Consider the following 20,346-nt stretch of genomic DNA (forward strand, 5'->3'; position numbering starts at 1 on the left):
ATGCACGGATCGCTGGGGCTGGTTGGTCGCCTCTTCGCGATCCTGCTGCTGACAGTTACGCTGGAATTTGCTGTTGGTACGCTCATTTACGAGCGGGCCAGCCAGATATCGCTTCAGGATGACGAGGCGCGTCGGCTGGCCGAACATCTTGTTATTGCTCGCAAATTGCTGACCGAACAGCCGCCTGGTGAGCGTCGCGCCATGGGCGTTCGATTGACCACGGATCGCTACGACGTTCACTGGTCGGCCGCCTCGCCGCCGCCACCGCCACTGTCACCCGAACTGGAGCGTATGCGGCAGCAGATCGTTGCGTGGGAACCTACGCTGGAACGATCGCGTCTGTGGCTGCGCCTAACATCGCCCAGCCGTCATTCGGAAATCAACGGTGGATTGCAGCTGCCCGATGGCAGCTGGCTTTATTTCGGTATGCATCATAGCGGCGGCAAATGGGCCTTCACCATTGGTCGGATGGGCCTTGCGCTAATCCCCGTGCTGGCGCTGTTGATTGCAGGGTGGATATTGATCCGACGCACATTGGCACCCTTGCGTGAACTGACGCGCGCGACCGAGAAGATCGGCCTGGGTGCCGAAGTCATCTTGCCTGAAGCGGGGACCAGCGATGTCCGTGACCTGATCCGCGCATTCAATGCGATGCAGACCCGGATCCATCGCTTGATCAACGAACGCACTGAAACGCTGGCAGCGGTTGGCCATGACCTGCGCACCCCTCTTTCCCGCCTGCAACTGCGGTTGGAAACGGTACAACAAGACGATGTCCGTGAAGCTATGGACGGGGATCTGGAAGAGATGGGGGCTATGATCGAGTCGCTGCTCGATTTTCTGGGCGGTGAGAAAAATCCAGAACCCCTAGTGCGTGCGGATTTGGCGGTTACGATCACCACTGTGGTTGATGCGTTTCAGGATCATGGGCAGAATGTCGACTATCGCGGGCCGGATCATCTGGAGATGGAAATCCATGCGCTTTCGCTGCGTCGCGCCATCCGCAACCTTATAGAAAATGCGCTACACTATGGCCAGCGTGCCCGCGTCTCGCTGCTGCGGGTGGGGGACGAAGTGCTGATCCGTATCGACGATGACGGGCCGGGCATTCCGCGCGACCAGATCGGCGAAGTGCTCAAGCCGTTCGCCCGGCTCGATACCGCACGGCAACGCAATACCCGCGGACTGGGTCTAGGGCTGGCCATCGTCCAAAAAGCGGTGGAATTGGAGCGCGCGCAACTGACCCTTGTCAATCGACCCGAAGGAGGGTTGCGCGCGGAAATCTGTCTGCCCCGGCCAAAAAGTTCGCGACGCTAGCGCTGCTTTATCGTCCCGCGCAGCTATCTCCGTCGCCCGCGACCAGATCAAGACAGCGGCCGTCGATCTGATCTTTCCCGATTGATAGGCCGATCAATGCGGCCAGACTGGGCATGATGTCCACGGTTTCGACACCCGATGGTTGTTCGAAGCCCCGGATGCCTTTGCGCCAGAACAGGATAGGGACGCGGCGGTCGCTATCCCAGGGGCTGCCATGGGTAGCGACATATCCCATCACCGCCTGTTCGGGAATCGACATGACCCGTGGCTTGAGCAGGAGGAGCAGATCGCCCGACCGCGTCGGATCGAAGCTGGCACGTGCCTTCTGTATCAAAGTCCAGTTTTCGGGTGGACCGATAGGGGAAGGCGTGGCTGCGATTTCGGCCTTGGTAAAGGCAGCGGCGACCTGTGGATGTGCGCGCAACAGCCTGAGCGTTTCGTTCTCTACCTTGGCGCGCTGGGTAGGCGTCAGTCCCTTGTCGAAATAAAGGTCGCCCGATGGGCCATCGCCCCAGATTAGTGTCTGGCCTGCCAAGCCAGTGCGTTGCGCTATGGCGGCGTCGAGCGCCTTGGGCGTGAGCGCCATATCGACCCGGCTTTCCATCGGCATGGCGTTTAGACGATGTCGTTCGGGCAGGTCATGCCCGCCATGATCCGCTGTCAGCACCACGACATAGTCGATGCCATCCTTGTCCAGCCGGTCGAAAAACGCACCCAGTTCACGGTCCAGACGATCGACCTGGATACAGCTTTCCGTGCCTTCGGTGCCGTAGCTGTGGCCGATATAGTCGGTGGCCGACAGGCCAATGGATATGATGTCTGTCTGCGCCTGTTGGCCCAGTGCCATCGTCTCGATCGCAGCGGCGGCAAAGGCGAGCGTCATCGCATCCTGTTCTGGTGAGACACGGAAGCTCTTATAATCACCTGCGGCGCGCGCGAAACGGCCGGTACCCAAAGTACGGTTACCCGCGCGCACCGCAAAATCCTTGGCCACGCATTGGGCGGGCAGATCGAAACCGGGATTGGGTTGCGCCAGTTGCCGCACCATCGCCGCATTGACCTTGGCGACGAGCGGCGGGTTGGCGACGCCCTTGTAACTGACATAGCCCTGCGGTCCACCGAGCCACCAGACCTGGTCGGCGGTTGCCCCACCCATCATGATCGCGGCCCGATCCTTGCCTGAAATCGACACAACGCGCGTCGCGGGATTGGCGACCTTCATTCGTCCGCCCAATGTGGGCACCTTGAGATGCACCGGGGACGCGAGATAGGCGTCGCTGCTGCTGCCGGGCTGTGTTTCATCCTCGGCGCAGTAGATCGCCTTGTCCGGGCGGGCTGTGGTCAGGTCGAACCAGCTATTGGCGATGATGCCGGTGCGCGACGGGCGGCTGCCGGTCAGGATGGTGCTGTGGCCGGGGCACGTTTCCGTTGCGGCATGGCTTTGAAAGCCGTTGGGGAAGACTGCGCCTTGGGTCAGGCGCTTAAGGCCGCCGCTGTAATATTGGCGATATTCGCTGAACAGATCGGCGGAAAATTGATCGACGCTGATCGCGACGATCAGCTTTGGCGGCGCGGCGGGGGCAGCTAGTGCTGGCGTCTGCGCCGCAATCGGCATGGCGGTGGCCAACAGCAGGGCGGCGGCGACGTGTCTCAACATTTCCTGTACCTTCTCCAGCCTTGACGGCGAACCCCGCCGGACCTAGCCCGCTGTCACTCACTCGACCAGAGGCCCGATGCGGATTTTTCATGCCATATTGATGACGTTGGCGTTGCTGTTCGCCGCACCCGTCGCGCTGGCCCAGGGCGCATTCGGGAGCGGGGCACCGCATATCGCCGCGCGTCTTGTGGCCGAAAGCGCCGCGCCGGAGCCCGGCAAGGGCACGACCATCGCTTTTGCCATGACCCCGGAGGCGGGCTGGCACGGCTATTGGGAAAATCCGGGCGACGCCGGACTGGGGATGAGCGTCGAATGGACGCTGCCCAAGGGCGTCAGCGTCGGTGCGCTGCGCTATCCGGTGCCAGAAACATTGTTGATCTCCGGCCTGATGAACCATGTTTATGAAGGCCCCTATGGCCTATTGGCGAACCTGACCGTCGCGCCCGATGTCGCACGCGGCACACGCCTGCCGGTGCGGGTGAAGGCGCAATGGCTTGCCTGTACCGACAAGGTATGTGTGCCTGAAAGCGGCGAAATGGCGCTCGACCTGGTGGCGGGCGAGGGACAAGCCAGCGCTGCCGATCGCGCTCGGTTCGATGCCTGGCGCACGCATCTGCCCCGGCCTTTGGGCAGTATGGCGACCTATGCCATCGCCGACGGCAAGTTGCGCCTTTCGGTGCCCTTTCCGGCGGATGCGCAGGCGCGTGATGTCCATCTTTTTCCGCTGGCAGAAGGTCTTACCCGCTACGCCGCACCGCAGAGCGTTGCTCGTGATGGTGACAGACTGCTCATCGAGACCGATGCGGGCGAAGGCGGCAAGGGCGGGAACGTGCAGGCCGTGCTGAGAACCGGCGATCATGTCGGCTTCCTGTTGACGGCACAGCCCGGCGCGGTTGCCGCATCGCCGGGCGGGGAGCAGGCGGGGGCGATCCTTGCCGCACTCGGTGGGGCCTTGCTCGGCGGCTTGTTGCTTAACATCATGCCCTGCGTCTTTCCGATCCTGGGCCTCAAGGTCATGAAGCTGGCCAAGGCAGGGGGTGATGAGCGCGTGGTCCGGCGGGAGGCGTTGGCCTATACGGCGGGTGTGATCATGACCTGTCTTGCTCTGGGCGGAGCTTTGCTCGCCTTGCGTGCAGCGGGAACGGCGGCGGGCTGGGCGTTCCAGCTGCAGGATCCGCGTATCATCCTCGGCCTGTTGCTGCTGGTGACGCTGATCGCCTTCAATCTGGCGGGCCTGTTCGATTTCCGCGCCATTGGTGGCGGCGATCAGCTGGCGGGCAAAGGGGGCTTGGTTGGCTCGTTCTGGACCGGCGCGCTGGTGGCCTTCGTCGCGACGCCGTGCACCGGCCCGTTCATGGCGGCTGCCATGGGCGCGGCGCTGTTGCTGCCGCTAGCCGCCGCGCTGGCGGTTTTCGCCGGGTTGGGACTAGGGCTGGCGCTGCCCTTCCTGCTGCTCGCCTATCTTCCCGCCCTGCGACGGCGTTTGCCCAAGCCCGGCGCATGGATGGGCCGCCTGCAGAAAACCCTCGCCATCCCGATGTTTTTGACCGCGCTTGGCCTCGCCTGGCTTTTGGGCCAACAGCGTGGCGTTTCGGGTATGACCATTGGGTTGGGGGCGGCGCTCACATTGGCGCTGTTACTCTGGTGGCTTGGCATGCGGCAGCGCGCCGGCCGGGGCGGTGGACTGGTTACCGCCTTGCTCGGCGTGGGATTGCTCGTCGGCGCGGTGTTCACCTTGCCAACGCAGGCCCCTGCCGCAGTAGCAAGTTCCAATCATATCGCCTTCGATGCGGCAAAACTCGCTAGCCTGCGCGCAGCTAACAAGCCGGTCTTCCTCTATTTCACCGCTGATTGGTGCCTGACCTGTAAGGCGAATGAAGCCGCAGCCATCGACCGGGCCGAAACCCGCGGCGCGTTCGAGCAGGCCGACGTAACGGTGATGGTCGGCGACTGGACCAATGCCGATCCCGCCATAACCCGTTTCCTTGAAGCGCAAGGCCGTTCGGGCGTGCCGCTCTACCTTTGGTATGCGCCGGGGCGGGAGGCGCGAATACTACCGCAATTGCTGAGCGTCGCGACGCTAACCGACTTGGTACGGTGATGGCCAAGATGCGCGCCGACCAATTGCTCGTCGATCTGGGCCTGGCCGAAAGCCGTGCCCGCGCGCAGGCGCTGATCCTGGCAGGCCATGTCTTTTTAGGTGATCGCAAAGTCGAGAAGGCAGGCCAGCAAGTCGCCCCCGACGCTGCGATCGACGTGCGCGGTCGAGACCATCCCTGGGTGTCGCGCGGGGGGATCAAGCTTGCCCATGCGCTTGACGCATTCGGTATCGATGTGACGGGGCAGGTCGCGATGGATGTCGGCAGTTCGACTGGCGGCTTTACCGATGTGCTGCTGACTCATGGCGCAGCAAGGGTTTATGCGGTCGATAGCGGCACCAACCAGCTTGCCTGGAAATTACGCTCGGACGATCGCGTGATCGTTCATGAGCAGACCAGCGCGCGCATCCTGACCGAGACGCATATCCCCGAGCCTGTCGATTGCATCGTCTGCGACGCGAGCTTCATAGCCTTGTCCAAGGTGCTGGAACGGCCAATGACCTTCGCCCGCCACGGCGCGTTGCTGGTGGCGCTGATTAAGCCCCAGTTCGAGGCTGGCCGTGCCGAAGTGGGCAAGGGGGGTGTGGTGCGTGACCCGGCCATTCATGATCGGGTGTGCGCGGAGGTTCGCACATGGATTGATGCGCAGGGCTGGACTGTTATCGGCCTGACACAAAGCCCGATTACGGGGCCTCAAGGCAATATCGAATTTCTGATCTACGCCCGGCTTGGTGGATAAACGCCCCATGTTCGTTTCTCGCCAGTAAGTTCATTCAGCGGCAAAAGGTCATGTTGTGCCGCTTGCAAAGGCCCGTTAGCCCCCCGTCATGCGAATTTTCCTTCCCCTTGTCTTTACAGCGCTTTGCTTGGCCGGTTGCGGCGGGGAAAAGGCGCAGGCACCCCGCGCGGTCCCGTTGATCGAGGCGGCACCGGTTGCCACGGCGACCTTTACCGATCGGCTGGAGGCAGTCGGGACCGCGCTTGCCAATGAACAGGTGGTCCTGTCCGCGCCCGTCACGGAGCGGATCACATCGATCAATTTTGCCGATGGCGAATATGTCAAAAATGGGCAGGTGATTGCGACATTGGCAGTCGGCCAGGAGAAGGCCGAACTGGCCGCTGCCGAGGCGCAGGCATTGCAGGCGCGGCAGCAACTTGATCGCGTCCAATCGCTCAAGACGCGCGGCTTTGCGACGGCGTCCTCGCTGGACCAGCAACTCGCTCTCGCCAATGCCGCCCGCGCCAGCGCCGATCAGGCACGCGCATCGATCGGCGACCGGGTGATCCGCGCGCCTTTCGCTGGATGGGCAAGTTTGCGGACGGTTTCGCCCGGGTCGATCGTATCGGCGGGCACGGCCATCGCTACGGTTAGTGATGTATCGCGCATCAAACTGGATTTCACCATACCAGAAACGCGCTTGTCTTCGATCCAGGCCGGACAGCCGATCAAAGCCATATCCGCGGCTTGGCCCGACCGGCCCTATAATGGCACGATCGCGACGATCGATCCGGTCATCGACCCGGCGACCCGCGCAGTGCGGGTCCGCGCCATATTGCCCAATCCCGATCGGACGCTGAAACCCGGCATGCTGCTGACCGTCAGCGTCGCGTCGCGCCAGCGCCAGTCGCTCGCGTTGCCGGAACTGGCGATCGTCGGCGATGGCGAAGACCGTTTCGTCTTTGTCTTGGGTGATCGCAAAGTGAAGCGGATTAAGGTTGAAACCGGCATTCGCCAGGATGGCAAGGTTGAGATATTGAGCGGCCTCAAAGCCGGGCAGCAGGTGGTGACCGAAGGTGTCGTGAAGTTGAGCGACGGGATCACGGTCCGTCTGGCCGGCGATAAGCCAGCGCCTTCGTCCAAACGCGCAGGCTAACGCCAGTCATGCAACTGTCCGACCTGTCCGTCCGCCGCCCGGTTTTCGCCGCCGTTATCGCGATATTGCTCTGCATCGTCGGGGTCGTTGGTTATCTTAGCCTGTCGGTGCGCGAATATCCCGACACTGATCCACCGATCGTTTCAGTGGAAACCGCCTATACTGGTGCCGCCGCTTCGGTCGTCGAAACCCGTATAACCCAATTGATCGAGGATGCGGTTGCGGGCGTGCAGGGGATCAGGACGATCACCTCTCGGTCGCAGGACGGCACGTCGGACATCAGTATCGAATTTGATCCGTCGCGCGATATCGATACGGCAGCGAACGACGTTCGGGATCGCGTTGGATCGGTGGTGGAGGATCTGCCTGAAGATGCGCTGGCCCCAGAAATCCGCAAGGTCGATGCTGATGCCCGACCGATTCTGTATCTCGCTTTCTCCCGCCCCGGATGGACGTCGATTCAGCTAAGCGATTATATCGACCGCAACGTCGCGGACCGATTTTCCGCCATTGACGGCGTTGCGCGCGTCACCATCGGTGGCGAAGCGCGTCCTTCGACCCGCGTATGGTTGGATGCCGAACGGCTTGCGGCTTTCAGCCTCACCCCCGCTGACATCGAAAACGCGCTGCGTGCGCAGAATGTCGAGCTACCGGCGGGACGATTCGAATCCAAGGATCAGAACCAGACTTTGCGGGTCGAACGTGCCTTTGCCACGGCAGAAGAGTTCGACCGGCTTGTGGTTGGGCGGGGTGCTGATGGGTATCAGGTCAAGCTAGGGGATGTCGCGCGGATCGAGGAAAGCGCCGAAAATCCCTATAATAGTTTTCGCTCAAATGCGGGCACGGCGGTTGGTCTGGGAATCGTGCGCCAGTCGGGAGCCAACACGCTGGACGTCGCCGATAAGGCCAAGGCGCTGGTGGAGCAATTGCGGCCGACCTTGCCCGAAGGGATGCGCGTTGCCATCGGATCGGACGAGTCGCTTTTCATCAGCCGAGCGATCGAGAATGTCTATGACACGCTGATCGAAGCCGCCTTGCTCGTCATCCTGGTAATCTTCCTGTTTTTGGGGTCGGTCCGGGCGACGATCATACCAGCCATCACCGTGCCGATCTGCTTGCTATCAACGTGCGCGGTGATGTGGCTGTTGGGCCTGTCGATCAACCTGTTGACGCTGCTTGCCTTTGTGTTGGCGATCGGCTTGGTCGTTGACGACGCGATCGTCGTGCTGGAAAATGTGTATCACCGTATCGAGCAGGGTGAGGATCCGCTCGTCGCGGCTTATCTTGGCACACGGCAGGTCGGCTTTGCCATTATTTCAACGACGCTGGTCGTTTGCGCCGTGTTCGTCCCGGTTATGTTCCTCGCGGGGCAGACTGGCCTCCTGTTTCGCGAACTGGCGGTTGCGATGGTCGCCGCGATCGCTTTTTCCGGCTTCATATCGCTCAGCCTTGCACCGATGCTTTGCTCCAAATTGCTCAACAATGCGGAACGCGGGCGCTTGGCACGCTGGATCGACGCCCGTTTCCAGCGGTTAGAAAATGGCTATAGCAAATCGCTGGACCGGGTGTTGAACAAGCCGTTGATCCCACTGATCGGGGTCGGCTTGTTTCTCGCCTGTGCGGCATTTTTCTTTACCTTATTGCCCAGCGAACTTGCCCCGGCCGAAGATACCGGCGTCGTCGAAAGCCAGATCAGCGCGCCAGAAGGCACCGGCTATGAGCGAATGCTAAGCTATATGCGCAAGATCGAGGACGAATTGGCCCCGCTGCGCGAGGATGGTACGCTTCAGAACCTTATTATCCGCACTCCCAGCGGCTTTGGCACGACCGACGATTTTAACGGCGGCAACGTCATTGCCTTTCTGCGCCCCTGGGAAGATCGCACGATTACGACGGCGGAGGTTGCGACGATCATCAATAAGGTGATCGCCAACCAGTCCGGTGTGCGCGGAAACGCCTCGCCACGGTCCGGCCTGGGGAGAGGGCGTGGCCTGCCTGTCAATCTCGTGCTCGCCGGGTCGACCTATGAGGGGCTTGTTGCGGCCCGCGACCGGATCACCGCGGCGGCTGACAACTATCCCGGTCTCATCAATCTCGACAGCGACTATAAAGAAACAAAGCCGCAGATGCGGATCGAGACCAATTTGCAACGGGCGGGCGATCTGGGCATTTCAGTCAACGACATCAGCCAGGCTTTGCAAAGCCTGCTCGGATCGCGCCGCGTGACGACCTATGTCGATCGCGGTGAAGAGTATCGAGTTATCGTTCAGGCAGAGGATGAGGGGCGAGAATCCCTGGCCGATCTTGAGCGCATCAATGTCCGCACCCGTACCGGCGCGCTGGTGCCTTTATCGTCCGTAGTGACGGTGCGGGAAGTCGCTGGACCACGCCAGCTCAACCGCTTCAACAAGCTGCGCGCCATCACTCTGACCGCAGCGCTCGCACCCGGAACATCGCTCGGCGACGCGCTGGCATTCCTGGAAAATGAAGCACGGCAGGCACCTGAAGTGCTGGCCATCGGCTATCGCGGCGAAAGCCAGTCGTTGCGCGAGACGGGTGGGTCCATCTGGCTGATCTTCGGGCTTACCATCGTGATCGTCTTTCTGTTGCTTGCAGCCCAGTTTGAAAGTTTCATCCATCCCGGCGTGATCATCGCCACCGTGCCTTTGGCGGTGGCAGGCGGGGTGATCGGGCTGATCCTCACGGGCGGCACGATCAATCTCTATAGCCAGATCGGAATTGTCATGCTGGTGGGGCTGGCCGCAAAGAATGGCATTCTGATCGTCGAATTCGCCAATCAGTTGCGCGATGAAGGCATGGAGGTGGGGCAGGCTATTCGGGAGGCGGCGACCCGCCGTCTGCGGCCCATTCTGATGACCTCGATCGCGACGGTCATTGGCGCAGTGCCGCTGGTCATCCGCGGCGGGGCAGGGGCGGCGGCGCGCCAGTCGATCGGCGTCGTGATCGTATCGGGTGTCAGCCTGGCCACCCTAATCACATTGTTCTTGATTCCGATCTTCTATTCGCGCGTTGCCAAGCGCACGGTTTCCCCGCAAACCGTCGGCCGCAAGCTGGATTCGGCGCTGAAGGATTCGCCTGAACCGGCGGAATGACGTTTTTTTATGGAGAAGCGTTGCCGATGAACGAGATCGCGTCCCCAGGCCAGTTGCGCCTCGCTTATCTGCGTTGGGCATTGCTTACCGTTCCAGTCATCGTAGTTTTGGGCTTTCTGTCGGGGCGGCTGGCCAATAGCGGCTATGGCAACCGGTGGTTCGACGCGCTCGAAAAGCCCGCGCTTATGCCGCCGGGGTGGCTGTTCGGCGTTGCCTGGACGATCCTCTACGTGCTGATGGCCCTGGCGCTGGCGATTGTTCTCCATGCGCGCGGTGCCAAGGGGCGTGGACCGGCAATTGCGTTGTTCCTGCTTCAATTGCTCATGAACCTCGCTTGGTCACCGCTGTTTTTTCGCGCACATCAGGTCGGCAGCGCGCTTATGCTGATAGTGGCGCTTATCATCGTCGTGGCGATAACGACCTGGCTGTTCGGCCGGGTACGGCGTATCGCAGGCCTGCTCCTGCTGCCCTATCTTGCCTGGCTCGCCTTCGCCTCATTCCTCAATTATGAGATTGGGCGGCTCAATCCCGACGCCGAGACCCTTGTCGCACCGGCGCTCAGCACCCAGATATGATTTTTGGCGCGGGTTCCATCGCGCGCCGCAAAGGACATGAGCAATGCAGAGCGAAAACCGCTTTTTCGACGATCTGGCCAAGCTGGTGAACGGCGCTGCCGGGACGGTGGCGGGCATGAGCCGCGAGTTCGAGACCAACGCTCGCGAAAAGGCGAAGGAATGGATCGGCGGCATGGAGTTCGTGTCGCGCGAGGAATTTGATGCGGTCAAGGCCATGGCCGCCGCCGCGCGCGAAGAGGTCGAATTGCTGAAAGCCCGGCTCGACGCGCTGGAGGGGCGGACGTCTGAACCCGTTACCAAGACAGTCAAGGCGAGCAAGCCCAAGGGAAGCGACGCGAACTGATCCTGTCTGTCCTTTCGCCGCATGCGGTGATAAGGCGCGCCGATGATGGATAGTGACGAGTTTGAACATGGCGGTCAGGAGGCCGCCCCGATCGATATGCTGGCGGCCTTTTATGAGGCCCATGGCTGGAGCTACGAGCAGGTTAGCGAGGATGAGATCGTCGCCAATACCCAAGGGTCGTGGGCGCAATATGAACTGCGTGGCATCTGGCGCGACGAGGACCAGGTCTTGCAGTTGCTGGCTATGCCTGACATCCGCGTTACCGATGAGAAGCGCGGCGTCATTTATGAAACGCTGGGCCTGATCAACGAACAGCTCTGGCTCGGCCATTTCGAACTCTGGTCGTCCAGCGGAATCATTCTCTTCCGCCATGGTGCGTTGCTAGGGGCGGGTGGAACGCTCACGCTCGATCAAGCACAATTGCTGGTTGAAACCGCTATCGACGAATGCGAGCGCTTCTATCCGGTGTTTCAGTTCGTATTATGGGGCGGAAAATCGCCGTCGGAGGCGATATCCGCCAGCCTGATCGAAACCCGCGGCGAAGCCTGAGTTATCACCAATGACGATTTGGCCTGACCATCTCTTTCTCGTTGGCTGCGGCAATATGGCGGGGCAGATGCTGTCGCGCTGGCTCGTTTGCGGGCTCGATCCGGCAAAGGTCATGGTGCTGCGGCCGAGCGGCAAGCCGGTCGCCGACGGTGTGCGCGTGGTGACCGACTATCCGGCCGCACTGCCCGCCGGGACGACTGTGTTGCTGGGCATGAAGCCCTATCAGATTGGCGATGTGGCGGCAGCGCTTGCACCGCTTTGCAAGGGTGACACGAGGATCATGTCGATTCTGGCGGGGACGCTTTTGGGAGACCTGCGCGCGCGTTTTCCGCAGGTTCGGGATGTGGTGCGCGCGATGCCCAATCTGCCGGTGGGGTTGGGTAAGGGCGTGACCGCGCTTTTTACGGATGCCCGGACTGAACCGGCCGCAAGAGACGCCGTCAATGGGTTGATCTGTCCGCTGGGCCTTGCTGAATGGGTGGAGGACGAAGCGCTATTCAATCAAGTAACGGCCCTGTCCGGCTGTGGCCCTGCGTTCGTTTTCCGCTTCATCGATGCACTGGCACGCGCCGGGGAGACACTGGGCATTCCCGCTGATCAGGCAGCGCGGATGGCTCTGGCGACGGTACAGGGGGCAGCGAGCATGGCCGCGGGCGCAAGCGACAGCCCGGCCCTGCTGGCCGATCGGGTGGCCAGTCCCGGCGGCATGACGCGGGAGGGGATGAACGTCCTCGATGCTGACGATCGGCTGCTCAGTCTGCTAATCGACACATTGACGGCAGCACGGGATCGCGGCGAAGCGATGGCGCGGGGGGAATAGGCCGGTTCCGGCACGGGATGATTTGCGCTAGGAGCGTGCCTTCCCTGTCTGGAGCCTTGCCATGTTGTCCGCCGATACCCCGATCCTGCTGCTGACCACCGGCGGCACGATCGACAAAGTCTATTTCGACGCGCTGTCCGACTATCAGGTGGGCGAGACTGTGATGGCCAAGCTGCTGGACGTGGCACGGGTCAAGCGACCCTTTCGTATCGAGGAGGTTACCCGCAAGGACAGCCTGGAACTGGATGATCGCGATCGGGCGCTGATCTACGCCCGGGTGGCGGCTGCCGCGGAAAAGCATATCATTATTACGCATGGCACCGACACGATGACGGATACGGCCAAGGCGCTGGCGGGCATCGAAGGCAAGACGATCGTGCTCGTCGGCGCGCTCGCGCCCGCGCGCTTTGGCGAGAGCGATGCGAGCTTCAATCTCGGCATGGCTTTTGCCACGGCGCAGGTGGCGGAAGCGGGCGTCTATATCACCATGAGCGGTTCGGTGTTCCGGGCCGACCATGTGATAAAGGACCGGGCGAAGGGCGCGTTCGTGCCGCTACCATGAAAAAGGGGCGCTCCGGCCATGCCGAGCGCCCCTTTTTACTTTAGGCCTATGCTTGCCGGACGAAGGCGCGTCAGCCTTCGACCTTGACATATTTGGGCGCGGCTTCGTTGAGGATCGCGAGGATCTTCTTGAGCGCGGTGGGCTCGTCGGTTTCTTCCATCGCAGCCAGTTCGCGGGCGAGGCGGCTGGAGGCGGCTTCGAAAATCTGACGCTCGGAATAGCTTTGTTCGGGCTGGTCATCGGCGCGGAACAGGTCGCGGGTCACTTCGGCGATCGACACCAGGTCACCCGAATTGATCTTCGCTTCATATTCCTGGGCACGGCGCGACCACATGGTGCGCTTGACTTTGGGCTTGCCCTTGAGGGTTTCCATCGACTCTTCGAGCGTCTTGTTCGAAGACAGCTTGCGCATACCGACGCCTTCGGCCTTGTTGGTCGGTACGCGGAGCGTCATGCGCTCTTTTTCGAAACGGAGCACATAGAGCTCCAAATCCATACCGGCGATCTGCTCTTTTTGCAGTTCAATTACACGACCGACACCGTGCTTGGGATAAACGACATAATCACCAACGTCAAAGGACAGCGCTTTGGCAGCCATTTGCAACCTTTCCAATTCAACCGGGGAACGGGGCCGACGCAGGACGCATGCGATAGGGGTCACATGCCGGGAGGACCGCGGCGTCACCGTCAAGACATGAAGCAATTACTCCAGGGGCGAGCGCATATGCCCGTCCGTTACGATGCTATTTAGCAGATTCGTAACAAAATTACCACCCCCGGACATAAACGCCGGGCGCGCGGTGTAAAATGGGATGGTTAGCAGCGCCGAATGGGCGCTGCCATCAGCTGCCTGTACCAGGTTCGGGCGAAAAGAACTGCTCCAGCTTTTTCTCGACGCCCTTCATCGCGTCTGCGTCGGTAGGGGCATCGCCCTTGACGGTAATGTTGGGCCATTCGGCCGAATATTTGGTATTCAGCTCCAGCCATTTTTCCAGGCCATTTTCGGTATCGGGCAGGATCGCTTCGGCTGGGCATTCGGGCTCGCACACGCCGCAATCGATACATTCGCTCGGGTTGATGACCAGCATATTCTCACCCTCGTAGAAACAATCCACGGGGCAGACCTCGACGCAATCCATATATTTGCAGCGGATGCAGTTGTCGGTCACGACATAGGTCATTGTCTGGTCACTCTTGGTTGGAAAAGCGCGGTCCTGCTATGCGCAGGCACGTCCAAGGTCAATGAGGATAATGTTGCCGGGGGTTTAGGGCCGGTTTGCAGCGGCGCGTCTGGAAAGTTCACACCGTCGCTGAGATGGATTGGGCAGGAATGCATGCGGCGAAGTTCACACCGTTGCAGAGGTTCGAAAATCAGGGCGCACCGTCGGCTTCTGCCGGTGGCTCCGTGGGAGTTATGCGGGGTGGAGGGATGTCAGCTGGCGCGGGTTCATCAATCGGAAGGCGGATCTGGCTGCCGCCGATATTGACGGTCATCCCGCCATCATCGACGCCCACCCCGACATTGCCAAGGCCGGTTTCCACCGTGATGTTGGCGATGGCGTTGACGAGATCGGCGTCCTGGGTTTCTTCCGGCGCATCTTCGACGGGTTCGTTGATCGCGCCGCTCATGAAATTGCGCCAGATGCGCGCAGGCATGCCACCGCCCGCCGCGCCGCCGGGGAGCGGTTTGTTGTCGTCATTGCCGACCCAGACAGCGGTGACCAAGCCGCCCGCATAGCCCACGAAAATGGCGTCGCGACTGTCCTGCGTCGTGCCCGTCTTGCCGAAGGTGCTGGTACGCAGCGCCGCCGCGCTGCCCGTGCCGCGATTGGCGGCGGAGGAGAGGAGATCACGGATCATCGCCAGTTCGTCGTCATCGAAGGACCGCTGGCGCTCCATGATCCGGTCGAACCAGCCCCGTTCTTCGGGCGGCAGGCCATGGGCGAGGACGGGATAGGCTCCGGCTGCGACCGCCGCATAGGCTTCGGCCAGTTCGATCAGCGGAATTTCGGACGTGCCGAGCGCGAGGCTGAGATCCTCGGTCAAGGGCGCGGTGATACCCAGGTCGCGCGCGACCTTGATGACGGCATCGACGCCGACCTTTTGCGTCAGGCGGATGGCGGCGACATTGCTCGACGCGGCGAAGGCCTGGCGCAGGCTGATGCGGCCGCGATATTTGCCACCATGGTTGGCCGGGCGATAGCTGCCGGTGGTGATCGGCGTGTCGTCAATCATGTCCTCGGGCGTCATCCCGGCGCGGAAAGCCGCGAGATAGACGAACAGCTTGAAGGTCGATCCGGGCTGGCGCTTGGCCTGCACCGCGCGGTTGAAGGCGCTTTTGCCGTAATTTTTGCCGCCCACCATAGCGACGACGCTGCCGTCGGGCTTCATCGCGACGAGTGCGGCCTGCGCGCCGCCCAGGGGCGCACGGCGGACAGCGGCTTCGGCGAGGCGCTGGATACGCCAGTCGAGCGTCGTTTCGATCTTTTGCTCGCCATAGACGGCACCGGCCCGATCGCGCGCCTGGGGCAGCACCCAGTCGGCGAAATAGGTGCCGGTGGTGGCGTCGGGCACATCGTGGACATTGAGGCGGGCGGGGGGCAGGGCGTTGCGCTCGCCCTGGGTCAGATAGCCCGCATCGACCATCGCCTGCGTGACCAAGGCGGCGCGGGCGCGAGCGCCTTTGAGGTTGCTGGTAGGGGCAAGGCGCGAGGGTGCCTTGAGCAGGCCCGCCAGCATCGCGGCCTGCGGGACAGTGAGGCGGTCGGGCGAGCGGTTGAAATAATGGCGGGCGGCACCGCGCAGGCCATAGACATTATCGCCGAAATAGACGTTCGACAGATAGCGTTCCATGATCTGATCCTTGGTCAGCCAGGCCTCCAGCCAGAGCGCGATCATGGCCTCGCGCGCCTTGCGCCCCATGGTGCGGTCGCTGGACAGGAAGACGCCTTTGGCGAGTTGCTGGGTGATCGTGCTGCCCCCCTGCGACGAGCCGTCCGACCAGAGATTATGCCAAGCCGCGCGCGCGATGCCGCGTGGATCGATGCCCCAATGGCTGGCGAAGCGGCGATCCTCAATCGCCATGAAGGCCTGGGGCACGTGGGCGGGGAGCTCTGCCATCGTCACCGGCGTGTCGATCACCGCGCCGCGCCGGGCGATGAGGTGGCCGTCTGCCGACATCAGGCTGAGGCTGGGCGGAGCGATCGGCTTGAGCGATTGCGACAGCGGGGCAGTGACCGCGAGCCAGGCGATAGCGATCATCAGCAGGGCGAGGCCCGCTGCCATGATCCAGCCCATGATCTGCAGCCGCCGTCGCCAAGGCGTGGGTGGCGCAAAGGCGCTGGGCGGGCCGGCACCGAATTCGCGGGGCGGCGCTGGCGGATCGGCAGGGGCGGACTCGGTCATCGGTGCAGCCATGCTGTGTTATTAAAGTGATACAGTCAAGTCTGTCCCGTGGCGGGACAGGCGGAAATCAGCGCGCAAAAGCGATAGCCCAAAAGGTAAATAATGCGTTAACTTGCCATCATGAGAAACCGAATCCTCGTCCTCACCACCGAATCGGCCCGCCATCCCTTTCGCCAGCGGCTGCCCGCCCATGTGCTGCGCGTCATGGACAAAGCACCCAAGACGAAGGCGCGGGCGGTGGACGATGACAGCGACTGGAAGCTGTTCGGTTTGAGCTTCTGCGCCTTCTTCACCGCTTTCTATAGCTTCATTTCCTGAGCCGCTGAAGGCCATGCCAGGCTGGACACCGGCGTGTGCCGGTGTTCCGCCTTGGTCAATGGCACAACGGGCCGTCGCAGGCCTTGTGCAGTTTCCACGCCATCGCCGCGCAAGGCAGGGTGAGAACCGCGACGAGCAGCAATTGCATCACCACCGACATGCCAGCGATGCTGAGGCCGATCGCGCACAGCGATCCGATCACCATCGCGCCGGAATTGACGATATTATTGGCTGCTACGGTACGCGCGGCTTCGCATTTTTCCACCGTGGTGGTGAGGAAAGCGTAGAGCGGCACGACGAACATGCCCCCGAAGGTCGCAACGCCGAGCAGGCAAAGCGAAAGCGGAATGGCCAATTGATGCGCCATGAAGTCGCTCAACGAGAGCATCTGGCCATCGGGCGCGGGTGGCCACATGGCGCAGACAAAGTGGAAGGCCACGATGCACAGCCCCATGCCGATAACCGAGGCAGGCGCATATTTGGCCGAAACATGCCCCTGAAGCAGGCGGTTGATCGCGATCGAGCCGATGGCGATGCCGATCGAGAAGATGGCGAGGAACAGGCTGGCGACTGATTTGTCGGCGGTCAGGACATTCTTCACCAGTGGCGGAAACTGGATGAACAGGATCGAGCCGACCGCCCAGAAAAGGCTGATCGACATGATCGCCAGGAAGAGCCGACGGATATGCATCGTCCCGCGCACCAGCGCGATCGAGGAGCGAAGGATATGATAGTCGATCGGCTGCGCCTGAAGCATTGACGGCGCCGAGGGGACGGCGCGTCCGGCGATATAACCAATTAGCGCGGTGATGATGATGCAGACGGCCGCGACCTCCACCGGGATGAGGCCCGCGAGAATCGTGCCAGCGAGAATCGCGATATAGGTGCCCGCTTCGACCAGGCCGGTGCCGCCCAGCACTTCGTCGTCATGAAGATGTTGAGGCAGGATCGCATATTTGATCGGGCCGAAGAAGGTGGAGTGGATACCCATGGCAAACAAGGCGGCGAGCAGCAGCGGTATGGCGAGCGTATGGACGCCTATGCCGCTCCAGATCAGGCCCAGGCCAACGGCACCGACGAGCATGATGAGGATTTCAGCCGCTTTGACGTAGCGGATGATGACCGCCTTGTCGCGCTGATCGGCCAGTTGCCCCGAGAGCGCGGAGAGCAGGAAAAAGGGCAGGATGAACAGCCCCGTCGCCAACGCGCTGAACCAGGTTTCGGACCGTTCGTCATTATAGACTGATAGACGACGAACAGCACCATCGCGTTCTTGAACAGATTGTCGTTGAACGCGCCGAGGAGCTGGGTGACGAACAGCGGCAGGAAGCGGCGCTTGTTCAAGAGCCTGAGAGAGGCTTGCATGGATAGGGGCGTCTTCTTTCCCGTTAGCGACCGGGGCGGGGTCTAGCCGTTGGCGACGTCCCTGTCCAATGCCCCTTGCGTGGAGATCGACATGCCGTCTCGCTTGTGCGTCGCGTCCGACTGTGGCAGGCGGCAGCTATGCTGACGCTGCCCAATCTGCTCACGCTTTCGCGTATCGTCACGGTGCCGTTGCTCGTCGCGCTGCTTTGGCCAGCGGAAATGGGCGCGCGCTGGACTACCGGCTATGCACTGGCCTTCGTGCTCTACTGTCTGATGGGCGTAACCGACTATTTCGACGGCTATCTGGCGCGCGCGCAGGGCACGGTATCGAAACTGGGCGTGTTCCTCGATCCCATCGCCGACAAGATCATGGTCGCCGCCGTCATCCTGATGCTGAGCGCGACGCGCGACATCACCGGGCCGCATATCATTGCCGCGATGGTCATTTTGCTGCGCGAGATCGCGGTGTCGGGGTTGCGCGAATTTCTGGCCGGGTTGCAAGTGTCGATGCCGGTGTCGCAGCTCGCCAAGTGGAAGACGACCTGTCAGATCGTGGCGCTGGGCGCGCTGATCCTGGCGGGGGCGGTGCCGCATTTCGCCTTTGTGCAGATGGTCGGCATCGTAACCTTGTGGGCGGCCGCCATTTTGACGCTGATCACGGGTTGGGATTATCTGCGCGTCGGCATTCGGCATATGGACTGAGGCGATGGCGATGCTGACCATCGTCTACTTTGCCTGGGTGCGCGAGGCCATCGGGCGTGATGAGGAGCAGGTCGATCGACCGGGGCCGGCTATGACGGTTGCAGGTTTGGTGGCGACATTGGCGGCGAGGGGCGGCGGCTACGCCGAAGCGCTGGGCGATCCGGCGCGGCTGCGCGCGGCGGTCGATCAGCGATTCGTGCCGATGGACACTATGATCGGTGACGCGAAGGAAGTGGCGCTGTTCCCGCCAGTGACCGGCGGATGAAGCGGGTCGCGATCCAGGCGGACGATTTCGATGTGGGCTGCGAACTGGCGGCGCTCGAAGCCTTGGGCGGCGGCGGGGTGGCGAGCTTTACCGGCGTGGTGCGCGGCGGCGACGGGCTGGTCGCGCTGGAACTGGAACATTATCCGGCAATGACGCAGGCGCAGGTTGGGCGGATCGTCGATGAGGCGATGGGGCGCTGGCCGCTGCTGGGCGTGAGCGTCATCCACCGCTACGGACGGCTGGAGCCGGGCGCGCGGATCGTGTTCGTCGGCACGGCGTCGCGCCATCGCACCGCGGCGCTGGAAAGCTGCGCCTTCCTGATCGACTGGATGAAGTCCGATGCGCCCTTCTGGAAGAAGGAGCATTTTGCGGGCGGTGCGACGCAATGGGTGGCAGCGCGCGACGAGGATGCGGTGAAAGCGCAGGGCTGGGACAGTTAGGCGGCTTCGGGCAGGCGGCAGTTGAGTGCGGCGGCGTCGCGGAGGATTTCGGAAAGCAAGTGAAATTCCTTTTCGCGCGGGCTGTTCTTGCGCCAGACCAAGGCGATGTCGCGCCAGGCGCGTTCGGATTTGAGCGGGCGGGCGGCGATGCGGGTATGTTCCAATATGCCCGCCGCGATCGCCATTTCGGGGATCATGGTGACGCCCAGGCCATTATCGACCATCTGGATGAGGGTGTGGAGCGAAGTGCCCATCATCGTCGCGCTGGCGCGCAGTTCGGGGCGGTTGCAGGCGGCGAGCGCATGATCCTTGAGGCAATGGCCATCTTCCAGCAGCAATAATTTGCTTTCGTCGATCATGTCCGGGCCGATCCAGTCCGGCGGATCGATCGGTTCGTCATGCGGGAAGGCGACATAGAGCCGGTCCTGGAACAGGATTTCGCTGTCGAGTTCGCCGGTCGGAAAGGGCAACGCCATCAGCACGCAATCGACATTGCCGTGGCGCAGCGATTCGATGCCGGCCTGGGTCGTTTCCTCGCGCAGATAGAGTTTGAGTTCGGGCCGGTCGGCGCGCAGCCGAGGGAGGAGGCGGGGGAGCAGGAAGGGAGCGATGGTGGGAATGACGCTCATGCGCAATTCGCCAGTCAGCGGCTTGCCCGATGCCTCGGCGATGGCGGAGAGTTCCTCCGCCTCCCGCAGGACGCGGTGGGCTTTGGCGACGATGCGGTCGCCCAGCGCCGTGAAGCGGACGACGCGGCGGGTGCGCTCCACCAAGGTCACGCCGACCAACGATTCCAGTTCCCGGATGCCTGCCGACAGGGTGGATTGGGTGACGTAGCAGCTTTCGGCGGCCTTGCCGAAATGCCCCTGTTCCTTGAGCGCGACAAGATATTGCAGCTGTTTGAGGGTGGGCAGGTAACTGGACATTTATCGGCTTCCTCGA

The 20,346-nt window shown here is 62.2% G+C and carries 19 protein-coding genes and 1 pseudogene; 14 read left to right on the forward strand and 6 right to left on the reverse strand.

The annotated features are described in order from the left end of the window. A complete protein-coding gene (locus BF95_RS03980) occupies nucleotides 1–1,317 on the forward strand; it encodes an ATP-binding protein (protein ID WP_235209554.1) in 1,317 nt (438 codons plus the stop codon). Nucleotides 1,318–1,324: 7 nt separating this feature from the next. On the opposite strand, the gene BF95_RS03985 is transcribed toward BF95_RS03980, so the two are convergent. After that, nucleotides 1,325–2,974: an alkaline phosphatase family protein gene (locus tag BF95_RS03985; protein WP_043149529.1), complete on the reverse strand. Its 1,650-nt coding sequence runs from the start codon at nucleotides 2,972–2,974 to the stop codon at nucleotides 1,325–1,327. 76 nt (nucleotides 2,975–3,050) lie between these two features. On the opposite strand from BF95_RS03985, the gene BF95_RS03990 reads away from it, so the two are divergent. From BF95_RS03990 to BF95_RS04030, 9 genes are all read left to right on the forward strand, one after another. After that, the gene (locus BF95_RS03990; RefSeq protein ID WP_043149530.1) at nucleotides 3,051–5,075 is read left to right on the forward strand and encodes a protein-disulfide reductase DsbD family protein; all 2,025 of its coding nucleotides are present in this window, start codon (nucleotides 3,051–3,053) and stop codon (nucleotides 5,073–5,075) included. Then, nucleotides 5,075–5,812 (forward strand): TlyA family RNA methyltransferase, encoded by a 738-nt coding sequence (locus BF95_RS03995; RefSeq protein WP_043149533.1) that lies wholly within the window; start codon nucleotides 5,075–5,077, stop codon nucleotides 5,810–5,812. Before BF95_RS03990 ends, BF95_RS03995 begins: the two co-directional genes overlap by 1 nt. Nucleotides 5,813–5,900: 88 nt before the next feature. Then, nucleotides 5,901–6,947: an efflux RND transporter periplasmic adaptor subunit gene (locus BF95_RS04000; RefSeq protein ID WP_043149534.1), complete on the forward strand. Its 1,047-nt coding sequence runs from the start codon at nucleotides 5,901–5,903 to the stop codon at nucleotides 6,945–6,947. A gap of 8 nt (nucleotides 6,948–6,955) precedes the next feature. Next, entirely contained in the window at nucleotides 6,956–10,060 is a 3,105-nt protein-coding gene (locus tag BF95_RS04005; RefSeq protein ID WP_043149536.1) for an efflux RND transporter permease subunit, read from the forward strand. Nucleotides 10,061–10,086: 26 nt separating this feature from the next. Continuing rightward, on the forward strand, nucleotides 10,087–10,635 hold the full coding sequence (locus BF95_RS04010) for a TspO/MBR family protein (RefSeq protein WP_043149600.1): 549 nt from the start codon (nucleotides 10,087–10,089) through the stop codon (nucleotides 10,633–10,635). A gap of 43 nt (nucleotides 10,636–10,678) precedes the next feature. After that, complete coding sequence (locus BF95_RS04015; protein WP_043149537.1) at nucleotides 10,679–10,978, forward strand: accessory factor UbiK family protein; 300 nt, start codon at nucleotides 10,679–10,681, stop codon at nucleotides 10,976–10,978. A gap of 42 nt (nucleotides 10,979–11,020) precedes the next feature. After that, nucleotides 11,021–11,527: a YbjN domain-containing protein gene (locus BF95_RS04020; RefSeq protein WP_043149538.1), complete on the forward strand. Its 507-nt coding sequence runs from the start codon at nucleotides 11,021–11,023 to the stop codon at nucleotides 11,525–11,527. A 10-nt stretch (nucleotides 11,528–11,537) separates the two neighbouring features. Further along, nucleotides 11,538–12,347 carry a pyrroline-5-carboxylate reductase family protein gene (locus BF95_RS04025; protein ID WP_043149540.1) on the forward strand — a complete coding sequence of 270 codons (810 nt, stop codon included), beginning with the start codon at nucleotides 11,538–11,540 and terminating at the stop codon, nucleotides 12,345–12,347. 61 nt (nucleotides 12,348–12,408) lie between these two features. Next, nucleotides 12,409–12,909 (forward strand): asparaginase domain-containing protein, encoded by a 501-nt coding sequence (locus BF95_RS04030; RefSeq protein ID WP_043149542.1) that lies wholly within the window; start codon nucleotides 12,409–12,411, stop codon nucleotides 12,907–12,909. Nucleotides 12,910–12,979: 70 nt separating this feature from the next. Here BF95_RS04030 and BF95_RS04035 read toward each other — a convergent pair whose 3' ends face one another. The 3 genes from BF95_RS04035 to BF95_RS04045 form a co-directional block, all read right to left on the reverse strand. Further along, nucleotides 12,980–13,507, reverse strand: a complete 528-nt coding sequence (locus BF95_RS04035; RefSeq protein WP_043149543.1) for a CarD family transcriptional regulator — start codon at nucleotides 13,505–13,507, stop codon at nucleotides 12,980–12,982. A gap of 244 nt (nucleotides 13,508–13,751) precedes the next feature. Then, on the reverse strand, nucleotides 13,752–14,090 hold the full coding sequence (gene fdxA, locus BF95_RS04040) for a ferredoxin FdxA (RefSeq protein WP_043149544.1): 339 nt from the start codon (nucleotides 14,088–14,090) through the stop codon (nucleotides 13,752–13,754). Between the two features lie 190 nt (nucleotides 14,091–14,280). Beyond that, on the reverse strand, nucleotides 14,281–16,326 hold the full coding sequence (locus tag BF95_RS04045) for a transglycosylase domain-containing protein (RefSeq protein ID WP_043149546.1): 2,046 nt from the start codon (nucleotides 16,324–16,326) through the stop codon (nucleotides 14,281–14,283). A 108-nt stretch (nucleotides 16,327–16,434) separates the two neighbouring features. On the opposite strand from BF95_RS04045, the gene BF95_RS04050 reads away from it, so the two are divergent. Then, nucleotides 16,435–16,632 (forward strand): hypothetical protein, encoded by a 198-nt coding sequence (locus BF95_RS04050; RefSeq protein WP_043149548.1) that lies wholly within the window; start codon nucleotides 16,435–16,437, stop codon nucleotides 16,630–16,632. A gap of 55 nt (nucleotides 16,633–16,687) precedes the next feature. Here BF95_RS04050 and BF95_RS04055 read toward each other — a convergent pair. After that, a pseudogene (locus BF95_RS04055) lies at nucleotides 16,688–17,997 on the reverse strand (MFS transporter). 138 nt (nucleotides 17,998–18,135) lie between these two features. Here BF95_RS04055 and pgsA point away from each other — a divergent pair. From pgsA to BF95_RS04070, 3 genes are read left to right on the forward strand one after another with little or no spacing between them, the layout of a single operon-like run. Further along, the gene (gene pgsA, locus BF95_RS04060; RefSeq protein WP_043149550.1) at nucleotides 18,136–18,699 is read left to right on the forward strand and encodes a CDP-diacylglycerol--glycerol-3-phosphate 3-phosphatidyltransferase; all 564 of its coding nucleotides are present in this window, start codon (nucleotides 18,136–18,138) and stop codon (nucleotides 18,697–18,699) included. 10 nt (nucleotides 18,700–18,709) lie between these two features. Further along, nucleotides 18,710–18,964 carry a molybdopterin converting factor subunit 1 gene (moaD, locus tag BF95_RS04065; RefSeq protein ID WP_043149601.1) on the forward strand — a complete coding sequence of 85 codons (255 nt, stop codon included), beginning with the start codon at nucleotides 18,710–18,712 and terminating at the stop codon, nucleotides 18,962–18,964. Beyond that, nucleotides 18,961–19,404 (forward strand): molybdenum cofactor biosynthesis protein MoaE, encoded by a 444-nt coding sequence (locus BF95_RS04070; RefSeq protein WP_043149551.1) that lies wholly within the window; start codon nucleotides 18,961–18,963, stop codon nucleotides 19,402–19,404. Before moaD ends, BF95_RS04070 begins: the two co-directional genes overlap by 4 nt. Here BF95_RS04070 and BF95_RS04075 read toward each other — a convergent pair. After that, on the reverse strand, nucleotides 19,401–20,330 hold the full coding sequence (locus BF95_RS04075) for a hydrogen peroxide-inducible genes activator (protein ID WP_043149552.1): 930 nt from the start codon (nucleotides 20,328–20,330) through the stop codon (nucleotides 19,401–19,403). The genes BF95_RS04070 and BF95_RS04075 overlap by 4 nt on opposite strands. Between the last annotated feature and the right edge of the window lie 16 nt (nucleotides 20,331–20,346).

Origin of the sequence: Sphingobium sp. Ant17, assembly GCF_000588875.1 — a bacterium.
Taxonomy (GTDB): domain Bacteria; phylum Pseudomonadota; class Alphaproteobacteria; order Sphingomonadales; family Sphingomonadaceae; genus Sphingobium.